The 13615-nt window shown below is 67.1% G+C and carries 15 protein-coding genes; 5 read left to right on the forward strand and 10 right to left on the reverse strand.

What is annotated here, in order from left to right; genetic code table 11:
* Nucleotides 1–2 precede the first annotated feature (2 nt).
* From EDF69_RS02410 to EDF69_RS19770, 6 genes are read right to left on the reverse strand one after another with little or no spacing between them, the layout of a single operon-like run.
* Complete coding sequence (locus EDF69_RS02410; protein ID WP_132882959.1) at nt 3–920, reverse strand: ParB/RepB/Spo0J family partition protein; 918 nt, start codon at nt 918–920, stop codon at nt 3–5.
* On the reverse strand, nt 917–1696 hold the full coding sequence (locus EDF69_RS02415; RefSeq protein ID WP_132882960.1) for a ParA family protein: 780 nt from the start codon (nt 1694–1696) through the stop codon (nt 917–919). Before EDF69_RS02415 ends, EDF69_RS02410 begins: the two co-directional genes overlap by 4 nt.
* On the reverse strand, nt 1693–2310 hold the full coding sequence (rsmG, locus tag EDF69_RS02420) for a 16S rRNA (guanine(527)-N(7))-methyltransferase RsmG (protein WP_132882961.1): 618 nt from the start codon (nt 2308–2310) through the stop codon (nt 1693–1695). Before rsmG ends, EDF69_RS02415 begins: the two co-directional genes overlap by 4 nt.
* On the reverse strand, nt 2310–4151 hold the full coding sequence (gene mnmG / locus EDF69_RS02425; protein ID WP_132882962.1) for a tRNA uridine-5-carboxymethylaminomethyl(34) synthesis enzyme MnmG: 1842 nt from the start codon (nt 4149–4151) through the stop codon (nt 2310–2312). The genes rsmG and mnmG overlap by 1 nt, the downstream gene beginning before the upstream one ends.
* Before the next feature lie 54 nt (nt 4152–4205).
* A complete protein-coding gene (gene mnmE / locus EDF69_RS02430; RefSeq protein WP_132882963.1) occupies nt 4206–5501 on the reverse strand; it encodes a tRNA uridine-5-carboxymethylaminomethyl(34) synthesis GTPase MnmE in 1296 nt (431 codons plus the stop codon).
* Between the two features lie 4 nt (nt 5502–5505).
* Nucleotides 5506–5736 (reverse strand): DUF6489 family protein, encoded by a 231-nt coding sequence (locus EDF69_RS19770; RefSeq protein WP_132882964.1) that lies wholly within the window; start codon nt 5734–5736, stop codon nt 5506–5508.
* Nucleotides 5737–5846: 110 nt separating this feature from the next.
* On the opposite strand from EDF69_RS19770, the gene EDF69_RS02440 reads away from it, so the two are divergent.
* Complete coding sequence (locus EDF69_RS02440) at nt 5847–6542, forward strand: dienelactone hydrolase family protein (protein ID WP_132882965.1); 696 nt, start codon at nt 5847–5849, stop codon at nt 6540–6542.
* 57 nt (nt 6543–6599) lie between these two features.
* Here the strand turns inward: EDF69_RS02440 and EDF69_RS02445 are convergent, their stop codons facing one another.
* The 4 genes from EDF69_RS02445 to hemE all read right to left on the reverse strand — a co-directional run bounded on the left by EDF69_RS02445 (nt 6600) and on the right by hemE (nt 10488).
* Nucleotides 6600–7331, reverse strand: a complete 732-nt coding sequence (locus EDF69_RS02445; RefSeq protein WP_125960197.1) for a TerC family protein — start codon at nt 7329–7331, stop codon at nt 6600–6602.
* Between the two features lie 194 nt (nt 7332–7525).
* Complete coding sequence (gene rho / locus EDF69_RS02450; RefSeq protein WP_125960196.1) at nt 7526–8782, reverse strand: transcription termination factor Rho; 1257 nt, start codon at nt 8780–8782, stop codon at nt 7526–7528.
* 213 nt (nt 8783–8995) lie between these two features.
* The gene (locus EDF69_RS02455; protein ID WP_125960195.1) at nt 8996–9451 is read right to left on the reverse strand and encodes a CopD family protein; all 456 of its coding nucleotides are present in this window, start codon (nt 9449–9451) and stop codon (nt 8996–8998) included.
* Nucleotides 9448–10488 (reverse strand): uroporphyrinogen decarboxylase, encoded by a 1041-nt coding sequence (gene hemE / locus EDF69_RS02460; RefSeq protein ID WP_239555612.1) that lies wholly within the window; start codon nt 10486–10488, stop codon nt 9448–9450. Before hemE ends, EDF69_RS02455 begins: the two co-directional genes overlap by 4 nt.
* A gap of 304 nt (nt 10489–10792) precedes the next feature.
* Here hemE and EDF69_RS02465 point away from each other — a divergent pair, with 304 nt between their 5' ends.
* Genes EDF69_RS02465 through coaE form a run of 4 tightly spaced genes read left to right on the forward strand, consistent with a single transcriptional unit; the run spans nt 10793 to nt 13612 of the window.
* Nucleotides 10793–11608 (forward strand): pyruvate, water dikinase regulatory protein, encoded by an 816-nt coding sequence (locus EDF69_RS02465; RefSeq protein ID WP_129342755.1) that lies wholly within the window; start codon nt 10793–10795, stop codon nt 11606–11608.
* The gene (locus EDF69_RS02470) at nt 11605–12213 is read left to right on the forward strand and encodes a Maf family protein (protein ID WP_132882966.1); all 609 of its coding nucleotides are present in this window, start codon (nt 11605–11607) and stop codon (nt 12211–12213) included. The genes EDF69_RS02465 and EDF69_RS02470 overlap by 4 nt, the downstream gene beginning before the upstream one ends.
* A complete protein-coding gene (locus EDF69_RS02475; protein ID WP_132882967.1) occupies nt 12210–13022 on the forward strand; it encodes a shikimate dehydrogenase in 813 nt (270 codons plus the stop codon). Before EDF69_RS02470 ends, EDF69_RS02475 begins: the two co-directional genes overlap by 4 nt.
* Nucleotides 13019–13612, forward strand: coding sequence for a dephospho-CoA kinase (gene coaE / locus EDF69_RS02480; RefSeq protein WP_132882968.1), 594 nt, complete (start codon nt 13019–13021; stop codon nt 13610–13612). The genes EDF69_RS02475 and coaE overlap by 4 nt, the downstream gene beginning before the upstream one ends.
* Nucleotides 13613–13615: the final 3 nt, after the last annotated feature.

Here is a 13615-nt window from a genome sequence, read left to right on the forward strand (position 1 = left end):
CCTCAGATCACGTCGCCGCTCAGCCGCTGGCAGACCATGTCGAGCTGGTCGAGGGTCGAATAGCTGATCGTCAGCGTGCCGCCCTTCTCCCCATGCGCGATGCGCACGTTGAGGCCGAGCGCGTCGCCCAGCTGCTGCTCGAGCGCCAGGATGTCCGCGTCCCCGTCCGTTGCGTTGCCGCCGCCCCGGCTGCCCCGCGGCTGCGCGCCGCCGAGCGGCTGTGGCTTGGCTTCACGGGCGAGCCGTTCGGTTTCGCGCACCGACAGGCCCTTGGCGATCACGCGATCGGCTAGCGCTTCCGGATCGGGCGCACCGATGATCGCGCGCGCGTGGCCCATGCTCAGCTGCTGGGTCACCACCAGCTGCTGCACCGGTGCCGGCAAATCGAGCAGCCGCAGCAGGTTCGCAATGTGGCTGCGCGACTTGTGCACCAGCTTCGCCAGCGCATCCTGGGTATGGCCGAACTCGCCGATCAGCTTGCGATAGGCGTCCGCCTCTTCGATTGCGTTGAGATCCTGCCGCTGGATGTTCTCGACGAGAGCGATTTCCATCGTCTCTGCGTCGCTCAGTTCCCGCACCAGCACCGGAACCTCATGGAGCCGGGCTCGCTGCGCCGCGCGCCAGCGGCGCTCGCCGGCGACGATCTGATATTCCTTGCCGTGCGGTCGCACGACGATGGGCTGGATCAGGCCTCGCAACGCAATCGAGGCGGCCAGATCATCAAGGGCCGCTTCGTCGAAGTGCCGCCGCGGCTGATCGGGATGCGGGACCATCGCCGTTACGGAAAGCAGCCGAACGCCGCTCGGCTGACGCTCCACGCCGGAGACCGGTGCCTCACGCGTGCTGTCTCCCAGCAGCGAACTCAGCCCGCGGCCAAGCCCCGGGCGCGGCTTGCGGGCGGGTGCAGTGTTGTCGGTCATGCGGCCTCCGCGAGCTTGGGCAAGCGACCGATCACTTCGCGTGCCAGGGCGATATAGGCTTCGGAGCCGGCGCAGCGATGATCGTAGATCAGCGCCGGCATGCCGTGGCTGGGTGCTTCCGACAGGCGGACGTTGCGCGGGATCACCGTGTCGAACACGACCTTGCCGAGCACCGAGCGAACGTCGTCCGATACCTGGTCGGTAAGGCGGTTGCGGCGATCGTACATCGTCAGCACCACGCCCAGAATCGACAGGCCCGGATTGAAGCGGCCCCGGATCTGCTCGACGGTGGTGAGCAGCTGGCTGAGCCCTTCGAGCGCAAAGAACTCGCATTGCAGCGGCACCAAGAGGGCGTGCGCAGCGACCATCGCGTTGACGGTGAGCAGTCCCAGGGAAGGCGGGCAATCGACGAGGATCACGTCCCAGCGCTCGCCACCGCGTTGCAGCGCGCGATCGAGACGGTGCGTGCGTGCGTCGAATTCGATCAGTTCGATCTCCGCACCCGACAGATCGACCGTCGCCGGAACGATGTCGAGGAGCGGAACCTGGGTCGGGATCGCCGCTTCCTGAAGGCTCGTATCGCCGAGCAGCAGGTCGTAGGTCGATCGCTCACGATCGTTGCGCCCGATGCCGAGCCCGGTCGAGGCGTTGCCCTGCGGGTCAAGGTCGAGCAGCAGGACCCGGAGTCCCGTGGCGGCGAGCGCCGTTCCGACGTTGATGGCAGTCGTCGTCTTGCCGACGCCGCCCTTCTGGTTGGCGATGGTGATGCAGATCATGCTGGGGTAATCCCGCGTGCAATCACGATGAGCGATTCCGGATCGGTGAGGCTGTGTTCCACGTGAAACAGACCTTGCCATGAACCGGTTAAGGCTTCCACCTCGGATCGTGCTGATCGCCCTTTCGGCAGCAGCCACAACGTTTCTCGATTGGTCAGGTGCGCCGCACCACCGAACAACGCCGGCAGTGCTGCGACCGCACGCGCGCTGACGATCGCTGCCGGTGGCTGCGGCGCGACGCTCTCTGCCCGCTTCTGTTCGACCCGAACATTCGACAGGCCCAGCGCATCGGCAGCGTCCCGCAGGAAGCTCGCGCGCTTCTGCCGCGGCTCGACGAGCAGCGTCGGCGAGTCCCGCAGGATCGCCACCACCATGCCGGGGAAACCGCCCCCCGTGCCGATGTCGATCCAGAGCCCTTCCCTGCGTTCGGCCAGTTCGACCAGCTGCGCGGAGTCCAAGCCGTGGCGGAACCACAGTTTCGGAAGCGTGGATGCGGCCACCAAATTCTGCCGCCCGCTCTCCTCGCGCACGATCTCCAGAAAGCGTGCGACGCGCTCCACGCGCGCGGCGTCATAGCGGTCGGCGAACCAGCTGCGGGCTTCGTCTTCGGTCATCACGCAACCACCTTCCGGGCATGGACCAGCACCGCAGCAAGCGCCGCGGGCGTCACCCCGCGCACGCGCGACGCGGCACCCAGAGTCGTGGGTCGGGCGGTCGACAGACGTTGCACCATTTCGGCCGACAACCCGGGCACCGCCGCATAGCTGAAGTCTTCGGGCAGATGGATGTGGTCATTGGCCCGCATCTCCGCGAGCTCCGCCTGCTGCCGCTCGATGTACGGGGCATAGCGCGCGTCTTCGACGGCTTCCGCGAGCAACGCGTCGGGAGTTGCCTCAAGTCCCTCCGGCAGCAGTTGCTCGAGCGCAACGCCGGGGAAGCGCAGCCATTCACGAACGCTGCGCACGGCGCCGTCCTGGCTCACCTGCCCGCCATTCGCTGCAACCATGCTCGCTGAGAGCCGAATGTCGAAGCGCTGCTCCAGCTCCGCGCGTGCCCCGACACGGGCACGTACCCAGGCGAGCCGTTCCGGTCCCAACAGACCCGCCTCCTCCGCGGTTGCTGAGAGGCGCGTCGGGGCGTTGTCGGCGCGCAGGGTCAGCCGATACTCGGCGCGCGCCGTGAGCATACGATAGGGTTCGCTCACGCCCTGGAGCACCAGGTCATCCACCATCACGCCGATGTAGCTGGACGCGCGATCGAGCAGCAGCGGCACCAAATCGCAAGCATAGGCAGCCGCGTTGGCGCCGGCTACCAGCCCCTGCCCCGCAGCCTCCTCATAGCCGGTGGTGCCATTGATCTGCCCGGCACAGAAGAGCCCCGGCATCGCTCCGAGAGCCAGCCGTGGATCGAGGGCGCGTGGATCGACATAGTCATATTCGACCGCATAGCCGGGGGTGACGATGCGGGTATGCGACAGCCCCGGAATGCTCCGGATCATCGCCTCCTGCACATCGACCGGCAGCGACGTCGAAATGCCGTTCGGATACACCAGGGGGGTGTCGAGCCCTTCCGGCTCCAGGAAGATCTGGTGCCCGTCCCGATCGCCGAAGCGATGCACCTTGTCCTCGATCGAGGGGCAGTAGCGCGGACCTGGCGCCCCGATCGCGCCACTGAACAGCGGCGATCGATCCAGACCGCTCCGAATGATCGCATGTGTCTCTTCGGTCGTGCGGCTGACCGCACAGAACAGCTGCGGCAGCACCCGGCCGGACTGCATCGGCGACATGGTCCAAGGCTCGGCATCCGACGGCTGTTCGTCGAGCGCCGCCCAGTCGATCGTACGGCCATCGAGCCGTGGCGGGGTGCCGGTCTTCAACCGTTCCATCGGTAAACCGAGGTCGCGCAGCTGCACGCCCATGACGGTCGCCGCACGTTCCCCGACGCGGCCGCCCTCCTCGCGCTCTTCCCCGCGAAAGATCCGCCCGCCCAGGAACGTCCCCGTCGCGAGCACCACCGCGCGCGCACTCAGCCGCGTGCCATCGGCAAGCAACAGGCCGGCAACGTGCCCCTGCTGTACGAGCAACTCTTGAGCCTCGCCCTCGACCAAGGTCAGGTTCGGCTGCGCACGAAGCATCGCCTGAATCGCCGCCGCGTAGCGAATACGGTCGGCTTGGACGCGCGGACCCTGCACGGCAGCACCCTTGCTGCGGTTGAGCATCCGGTAGTGAATTGCCGCCTGATCGGCCGCGCGCGCGATCAGCCCGTCGAACGCGTCGACCTCCCGGACGATGTGGCCCTTGCCCAACCCGCCGATTGCCGGGTTGCATGACATGGCCCCAAGCTTGGCGAGGTTGAAGCTCAGCAGCGCCGTGCGCGCGCCACGACGGGCGGCCGCGGCTGCGGCCTCGGTGCCGGCGTGCCCGCCGCCCACCACGATCACATCGAATGGAGACATGCTTGTGCGCTACTGCGCCGCCGCCCGGCCGTCAAAGCGTTCCACGTGGAACACTCACTTGCCGATGCAGAACCGTCCGAACAGTGCGTCGAGCACGCCCTCGACATCCGCCCGGCCTGTCACGCGATCAAACGCCGCGCGTGCCCGGCGCATCTCCTCGGCAAGCAGCAGCGGATCATGGTGCGCAGCAGCATCGCCGAGCGCATCTGCAGCATCGCGGAGCAGATCCCGCTGCCGCCGATTGAGCGCCAGCATGTCCTCGCGCGGCAGCAGCCCGCGGACCCTACGCTCCATCTCCGACCAGAGCTCGGCGATGCCCCAACCCTGCGCAACCGAAAGGCCGATGCGGCCCGGGGGTACCTCCGCTCGCCCGGGCACGTCGGCACGCGGATGGAGTGCCAGTACCTCGACCCCTTCGATCGCTGGCGCCGGCTCGTCGGCAAGCCACAGCAGCAGATCGGCGCTGCGCATCGCCTCCTCCGCCCGCGCGATGCCGATCCGCTCGATCGGATCGTCCGTCCGCTCTGCCAGCCCGGCCGTATCGGTCAGCAGCCAAGCGACCCCGTTGCGCACCACCGCCGCTTCGATACGGTCCCGCGTGGTGCCCGCGATTGGGGAAACGATCGCCGCCTCGCGATCGACAAGTGCGTTCAGCAGCGTCGACTTGCCACTGTTGGGCGGCCCCGCGAGCACGACCCGGATGCCGTCGCGCAGGCGCTCCACCGGGGGGGCTGCGAGCACCTCGGCCAGCTCGGCACCCAGCGCCTCGACCCCTGAGCGGACATCCTGAAGGGCACCGAGATCGTCGGCAACGTCGTCTTCATCGGCATGATCGAGCATCGCTTCGACCTGCGCAGCGAGCATCAGCAGGCGTGCCTGCCAACTCTCCACCTGCCGCCGTACCGCGCCTTCCGCAGTGGCAAGCGCGGCGCGGCGCTGCGCCTCCGTCTCGGCCATCAGCAGGTCGCCCAGCCCCTCGGCCTCGCTCAGATCCAAGCGGCCGTTGGCAAGCGCACGACGCGTGAACTCCCCCGCCTCCGCCGGTCGCAGTCCGGGCTGGCGGGCAAGGCAGGCTTGGACGGCCTGCACCACTGCGCGCCCGCCGTGCAGGTGCAGCTCCACCAGGTCCTCGCCGGTCGCGGTGTGCGGTCCCGGGAACCACAGCAGCAGCGCACGATCCAGCAACCCGCCATCGGCCGGGTCGCGCAACGCCCGCAGCCCTGCGCGGCGCGGTGGCGGCAGCGTGCCTGCCAGCGCCTCCGCCGCAGCGACGGCATTCGGCCCGCTTATCCGAAGCAGCGCGATCGCGGCCGGAGGCTGGCCGCTGGAAACCGCAAAAATCGTATCCATCGGCTCAGCCGGATCGGCTCGCCGTTTCGAACATCTTGCGCCAGAAGCTCATGCCGGCCTCCCCCATCGGTGCCCAATGGCGCATCAGCGTGTCCAGCATTTCCGGACTCGCGCCCTTTTCGAGCGACTCGCTCAGCATCGCGACATAGCGCTCGTGCACCGGTGTGAAGTCCGGCAAGCCCATGGCCCGCCGCGCCTCTTCCGGCGTGCAATCCACCTCGACGTTGATCTTCACTGGCTGTCTCCGCTTGAGGGCCCCGGCGCCATTGCCTAGCGTCTTGCTGCTATGCGCCGGACGCAGGCTGTCCTGCAAACGCCGCATCCTTTCGAACCAAAGGAGCCTCCATGGCAACGATCACCATCGACACGCTCGACGGTACCAACCAATTCACCGCCTACCGCGCCGATCCGGCAGAAACGCCGCGTGCAGCGATCGTCGTGATCCAGGAGATCTTCGGCGTGAACGCCGGCATCCGTGCGAAATGCGACCGGTTGGCGGAACAGGGTTATCTGGCGGTCGCACCGGATCTGTTCTGGCGGATCGCGCCGGGCGTGGACCTCAATCCCGATGTGCCGGAGGAGATGCAGCATGCGCTCGATCTGATGGGGCAGTTCGATCAGGACACCGCCATTGCCGACATCGAAGCAACGGTCCGGTTGGCGCGAACGCTGGTTTCCGGCGGCAAGGTGGGCGCGATCGGCTTCTGCCTGGGCGGTCGGCTCGCCTATATGACCGCTGCCCGCACGGACGTGGATGCGAGCGTCGGCTATTATCCCGTCGGCATCGACGGACTGCTTGGGGAGAAGCACGCCATCGCCAGGCCGCTGATGCTGCACATTGCCGGAGCCGATCACTTCGTTCCTGCGGAAGTGCAGGCGGCGATGCACGCCGGCCTCGACGATCACCCCAAGGTCACGCTGCACGACTATCCCGGCGAGGATCACGGCTTTGCGACCGAGCTGGGGGATCGACGTTCCGACGCCGCCGCGCGCCTCGCAGACGGTCGGACCGCCGCGTTCCTTTCCGAAGCGCTCGCCTGAAACGAAAAGGGGCGGCCACCACGGCCGCCCCTCTCCTTCTTTTCCGGTCTCGGCCGCTCAACCGAACAGTTGGAGCAGGCCGATATGGTGATCGGTGATGCCCTCGTAGATCATCTTCACCGCGACGTAGAGGATCACCGCCAACCCCACATAGGCGATCCAGCGATAGCGCTCGATGTACTTGGCGATGAGGTTGGCAGCGATGCCCATTAGCGCGACCGACAGCAGCAGGCCGATGATCAGGATGCCCGGATGGTCCCGCGCCGCACCGGCCACCGCGAGCACGTTGTCGAGGCTCATCGAGACGTCGGCGACTGCCACCGCCCAGGCCGCTGCCGCAAAGCTCTTCGCCGGACGGATGCTCTCCGTCTCGTCGCCATAGACTTCAGGGGAGCCCGGGCCGCCGGCCGGCCGCAGCTCGCGCCACATCTTCCAGGCCACCCACAGCAGCAGCACGCCGCCTGCGAAGATCAGGCCGATGATGCCGAGCAGCCAGCTGACCACCAGCGCAAAGGCGATCCGCAGCACCAGCGCGGCAATGATGCCGATCAGGATGACCTTCTTGCGCTGTGCGACCGGCAGCCCGGCCGCCAGTGCACCCACGACGATCGCGTTGTCGCCAGCGAGCACCACGTCGATCATCAGGACCTGTAGGAACGCCGACAGCGCCGACGGCGAGCCGATGTTGCTGAAGTCCGAGATGATGTGGTTCCAGATCTCGGCCGGGGAGCCCGGCCCCGCTGGAACCGCCGTGGCGGCCACACTGAGGTGCGAAAGAAGGTCTAGCATTGCGAAATCCTAGTCTGCGGCTCTGCTAGCGCCTAGTCCGAACGACGGGCGCCGGCTTTTCCAGCAATGGTTCGTAACAATTCATCGTCGCCAGGCGCCTGCGTGCACCAAAAACGCGATCGGCCCGCGAGCCGACCGAACCCATCGGGTGACGGTCGGCCGGCGGACCGGTCCGTTTGTCAAAAAAGAAGCGCTTACTGGTTCATCGAGTCGAAGAAGTCCTCGTTGGTCTTCGAGTCCTTCATCTTGTCGAGCAGGAACTCCATCGCATCGATGGTGCCCATCTGCATGAGGATGCGGCGCAGCACCCACATCTTCGACAGCTTGGCCTTGTCGACCAGCAGCTCTTCCTTGCGGGTGCCGGACTTGCCGACGTCCAGCGCCGGGAAGATGCGCTTGTCCGCCACCTTGCGGTCGAGCACGATCTCGGAGTTGCCGGTGCCCTTGAACTCTTCGAAGATCACCTCGTCCATGCGGCTGCCGGTGTCGATCAGCGCGGTCGCGATGATCGAGAGCGAACCGCCTTCCTCAATGTTGCGTGCCGCACCGAAGAAGCGCTTCGGCCGCTGCAGCGCATTGGCATCGACACCGCCGGTCAGCACCTTGCCCGACGACGGCACGACCGTGTTGTAGGCGCGGCCCAGGCGCGTGATCGAGTCGAGCAGGATCACCACGTCCTTCTTGTGCTCGACCAGGCGCTTGGCCTTTTCGATCACCATCTCGGCCACCTGGACGTGGCGGGTCGCCGGCTCGTCGAAGGTCGAGGAGATGACTTCGCCGCGCACCGAGCGCTGCATGTCGGTCACTTCCTCGGGCCGCTCGTCGATCAGCAGCACGATCAGGAAGACTTCGGGGTGATTGTCGGTGATCGCCTTGGCGATGTTCTGCAGCAGCACCGTCTTACCGACGCGCGGCGGCGCCACGATCAGCGAGCGCTGCCCCTTGCCCTGCGGTGCGACGATGTCGATCACGCGCGCCGACTTGTCCTTGGACGTCGGGTCGAGCTGGTCGAGCGTCAGCTTCTGCTCGGGATACAGCGGCGTGAGGTTGTCGAAGTTGACGCGGTGACGGACCGCATCGGGATCGTCGAAGTTGACCGACACCAGCTTGGTCAGCGCGAAATAGCGCTCGCCGTCCTTGGGGGCGCGAATCTCGCCTTCCACGGTGTCGCCGGTGCGCAGGCCGTGCTTGCGGACCTGATTGGGCGACACATAGATGTCGTCCGGACCTGCGAGATAGTTCGCCTCGGGCGAGCGCAGGAAGCCGAAGCCATCGGGCAGCACCTCGATCGTGCCCAAGCCCATGATCTGGTCGCCATTCTCGGCCTGCGCCTTCAGGATCGCGAACATCAGGTCCTGCTTGCGCATCGTCGACGCGCCTTCGACACCTAGTGCCTCCGCCATCGTGACGAGGTCTGCGGGCGCGTGCTTCTTGAGGTCCTTGAGGTGCATGGAGCTGATCCGAGTGGCGTTGATGCGGATAAGGGAGGAGCGTCGATCGGCGAGAAGGGAAGGCGCGAAACGATGCTGGAGGAGGACGCGCGAGTGCCGGAGGGCAACCGCTCGTTGTCGCGAGTTAGGTGCGCCCTGTGCCCAAGTCAAGCAAGGACGGAGGCGCGCTGCGATCGGCAGCGCGGCCTGTCCGCCGAAACGATCTCAGGAGGATCAGAAGGGCTTCACGACCGCCAGCGCGACGATCACCGCCAGCAGCAGCGCCGGCACTTCGTTGAGCATGCGCAGGCGCGAGGACGCGAGCGTGGGCCGCCCCGCCGCCAGCTTCTTGGTGTAGCCGACCGCCCAACCGTGGTAACCGGTCAGGAGCAGCACGAAGAGCAGCTTCGCGTGCAGCCAGCCCAGGCCCGGCTGACCGTCGAAAAGTCCAGCGTTGGCGGCCAGCGCCAGGCCCAGCAGCCACACCGCGACCAGCGCGGGCGTCAGGATCATCGCCCGCAGCTTCGCTTCGCGAGCAACCCAGCGCGGCCGCTCGGCAGCATCGTCGAGCCCTTCCTGGTGATGCACCAGGTAGCGCGGCAGGATGAACAGGCCCGCCATCCAGAACACCATGAAGATGACGTGCGCGGCCTTCACCCAGAGATAGGCGGCGCCGAGGAAGTTGGTCATGCTTGGCTCCTGCGAACCCGTGCCACGAGCTGCTCGACATGGGCGATCGGCGTGTCCTGCTGGATGCCATGGCCCAGGTTGAAGATGTGCGGACGATCGGCGAAGGCGGCCAGGATGCGATCGACCGCCCGGTCCAGCGTCTCGCCGCCGGCAATCAGGGCGAGCGGATCCAGGTTGCCCTGCACCGGAAGATCGCGCGGTAATGCGGCATTCGCCCAGACCGGATCGACGGTTTCGTCCAGCCCGACGGCATCGACGCCGGTAGCTTCGGCATAGGCGACCAGCTTGCCCCCCGCGCCCTTGGGAAAGCCGATGATCGGCGTGTCCGGATGGCGCGCCTTCACGGCTTCGACGATGCGGGTGGTCGGGGCGATCACCCAACGCTCGAACTGCTCGGGCGACAAGCTTCCCGCCCAGCTGTCGAACAGCTGCACGGCATCGACCCCGGCCTCGATCTGCGCGCAAAGATAGTCGGTGGTGAGCGCGATGATCCGCTCCACCAGCGCCGTCATCAGCTCGGGATCGAGATAGGCAAGCCGCCGGGCCTCCGCCTGCTCCCGGCTGCCCTGCCCGGCGATCATGTAGGTCGCGACCGTCCATGGAGCTCCTGCAAAGCCCAGGAAGGTCACCGCCGGGTCGAGCGCTGCCTTTACGCGCCGCACCGTCCCATAGACCGGCTCCAGCCGCTCAGGTGCCGGTTGCAGGGACGAAAGCGTCGCCCGGTCGATCCTGGGAGCCAGTCGCGGCCCCTCCCCGGTCTCGAACCACAGGTCCTGCCCCAGCGCGTTCGGCACCACCAGGATGTCGGAAAACAGGATCGAACCGTCGAATCCGAAGCGACGCAGCGGCTGCAGAGTCACTTCCGCGGCTGCTTCGCTGTCGTTCACCAGGTCGAGGAAGCCGCCCTTTTCCGCACGCAGCGTGCGATATTCGGGAAGGTACCGCCCGGCCTGCCGCATGAGCCACAGCGGGGGAATGGCCTGGCGGGTGCCGCGCAGGGTCTCGAGCAGCGGCTTGGGCGTCGGAATCTGAGTCAGCGTCGTGCCTCTACAGAAAAGAAGATTCAAAGAATGAAGGAGGTGGAGGTTGTTGGCGTGGGGATGCTGGGGTTTATGCCTCTGTCCCCAAATTGCCAACAGCTTGACGTGGGCAGACTCACGCAGGCCCTCAGATTCGGATTCACCTATCCACGTTATCCACAGGCTGGTGATGGAACCGGTGGCTGTCGATGCAGCTGTGGACGAATCCGGGGGAATGTGGACGGATCGCGCCGCTTGGCCGCGTGTTCGGGTTGCGCTAGCGCTTATCCCCATGTTGTCCACAGCCTTGTCCCGCTGAGCCATGCGGCTGCACCTGCACCTCCTGTCGGACTCGACGGGCGAGACGCTTGAGAACATCGCCAAGGCGGCGCTGGCGCAGTTCGACGGGGTCGAGACGCTCCGGCACTTCTGGCCGATGGTGCGCAGCCAGACGCACCTCGAGCGCATCCTGCAGGAGATCGCCCACAATCCGGGGATCGTCCTGTTCACGCTGGTCAATGCGGAGATTCGCAAGACGCTGGAGGCGCGCTGCCGGGTGATGGGCCTACCGGCGGTGGCGCCGCTCGATGGCGTCAGCCATGCCTTGTCCAGTCTGCTGGGGCAGGAGGCGAAAGCGCGTCCGGGGCGGCAACATATCCTCGACGCGGCCTATTTCGCGCGCGTCGACGCGATTCAGTTCACCATCGCCCATGACGATGGCGTGCTGTGGGAGGAATGGGAGGAGGCCGACATCCTGCTGGCAGGCGTGTCGCGATCCTCCAAGACGCCGACCTCCATCTATCTCGCCAATCGCGGCTACAAGACCGCGAACATCCCGATCGTAGTGGAATCGCCGCCGCCGCCGGCGCTCTATTCGCTCAAGCATCCGATGATCGTGGGGCTCACCACCAGTGCCGATCGGCTGATCCAGATTCGGCGCAACCGGCTGCTGTCGCTCAACCAGGCCGCGAACACCGACTATGTCGAACAGGACTCGGTCGCGCGCGAAATCGCGTTCGCCAGGCGCATGTTCGCCGACAACGGGTGGCCCGTGATCGACGTCACCCGGCGTTCGATCGAGGAAACGGCGGCGGCGATCATCACCCTCTATCAGGAACGGAAAGGGGAGCGGCAATGACGGACGCTCCACGCCTGGTGCTCGCGTCGCAAAGCGCGTCGCGCCGGGCGATGCTCGCTGCGGCCGGGATCGCCCACGATGCCGTGGCCAATGGTCTCGACGAGGAGGCGGCCAAGGCGGCGCTCGCGGCCGAGAGGCTCGGGGCGCGCGACTTCGCCGATGCGCTTGCCGAGCTGAAGGCGATGCGCGCGGCGACCCGCGTCTCCGGCGGGCTGGTGCTCGGTGCGGACTCGGTCGTCGCCGCGCCGGACGGCGGGTTGCTCGACAAGCCTGCCGATCGGGACGACGCGGCCGCGCAATTGCGGCGACTCTCCGGCGCCCAGCATGATCTCTACAGCGCGGCGGTGATCGTCGAGGGCGGGCGCCCGATCTGGCGTCACATCGGTCACGCGCGCCTGCACGTGCGGGCGCTGAGCGATGCCTTCATCGATGCATATCTGGACGCGGAGTGGCCGGCGATCTCGGGCTGCGTCGGCTGCTATCGCGTCGAGGGCATGGGCGCGCAGCTGTTCCATCGCATCGACGGGGATCACTGGACCATCCTGGGCCTGCCGCTGCTGCCGCTCACCGCCTATCTGCGGGACAGAGGAGTCTTGTTGTCGTGACGCAACCCTATGCCGAGGTGATCGGCGACCCGATCACCCATTCCAAGTCGCCCCGCATCCACCGCTTCTGGCTCGACGCGCTCGGCATGGAAGGCGACTATCGCGCGACCCGCGTGGAGGCGGAGGGGCTGAAGGCCTATTTCGATGCGCGCCGTGCCGATCCTGCCTGGCGCGGCTGCAACATCACCCTGCCCCACAAGACCGCCGCCCTCGACCATGTCGAGGACCGGGGCGGCGTTCGCCAGTCGATCGGCGCGATCAACACGGTGTTTCGCGACGGAGACGGTCACCTCGTCGGCACCAACACCGACGCAGGTGGCTTTTACGCGCCCATCGCTGGGCTGCCGCTCGAAGGCGCTCCCGTCTGCGTCGTCGGTGCAGGCGGCGCGGCGCGGGCGATCCTGTTCGCGCTGTCGAAGCTGAATGTCGGCCGCGTCACGTTGCTCAACCGCAACCCGCTCAAGGGCGCCGCCCTGCTCGCCAGCTTCGGCTTGAAGGGCGACGCGCTTCCGCTTTCGGCTCCGGTGCCGGCTGCCAAGCTGCTGGTGAACGCCAGTGCCCTGGGCATGACGGGACAGCCGCCGCTCGACCTCGATCTCGCGTCCCTGCGCGAAGACGCGGTGGTCTACGACATCGTCTATGCGCCGCTCGAAACCCCGTTGCTCACCGCCGCGCACGCACGCGGGCTGGAAACAGTCGACGGGCTAGAGATGCTGGTGGGACAGGCGGCACTCGCATTCGAGATCCTGTTCGATGCCCAGCCGCCGCGCGACCGCGACGAGGAGTTGCGCGCGCTGCTGCTGGCATGATCCGCCTCGGCCTCACCGGTTCGATCGGCATGGGCAAGTCGACCGTGGCGGCGATGTTCGCCGAGGCCGGTGTTCCCGTGTTCGACGCCGATGCCGCCGTGCACCGGCTGCAGGGGCCGGCCGGGCGCCTGGTCGCGGCCATCGAGGCAGCGTTCCCCGACACGACCGGAGCGGAAGGCGTCGACCGCAGGGCCTTGGGGGAAGCGGTACTCGCCGACCCGGAAGCGCTCTGCCGGCTGGAGGCGATCGTCCACCCCGCGGTCGCCGAGGAACGAGCCGCCTTTGTCCGCGATCATGGATCGGCGCCCATTCTGCTGTTCGATGTCCCCCTGCTCTACGAGACTGGGGGCGAAGCCTATGTCGACAAGGTGGCGGTGGTGAGCGCGAGCGCCGAGGTGCAGCGGGAGCGAGTGTTGGCGCGCGCCGGAATGACGCCCGCGCGACTTGAGGCGATCCTCGCACGCCAGTTGCCTGATGCCGAGAAGCGCGCCCGCGCCGATTTCGTCATTCCGACGGACCTTCCGCTCGCCGAGACCCGGGCTGCGGTTCACCGCGTGATCGCTTGCCTGTCCGGTTCTTACGGGGAATAGCGG

Origin of the sequence: Sphingomonas sp. JUb134 (assembly GCF_004341505.2) — a bacterium.
GTDB lineage: Bacteria > Pseudomonadota > Alphaproteobacteria > Sphingomonadales > Sphingomonadaceae > Sphingomonas.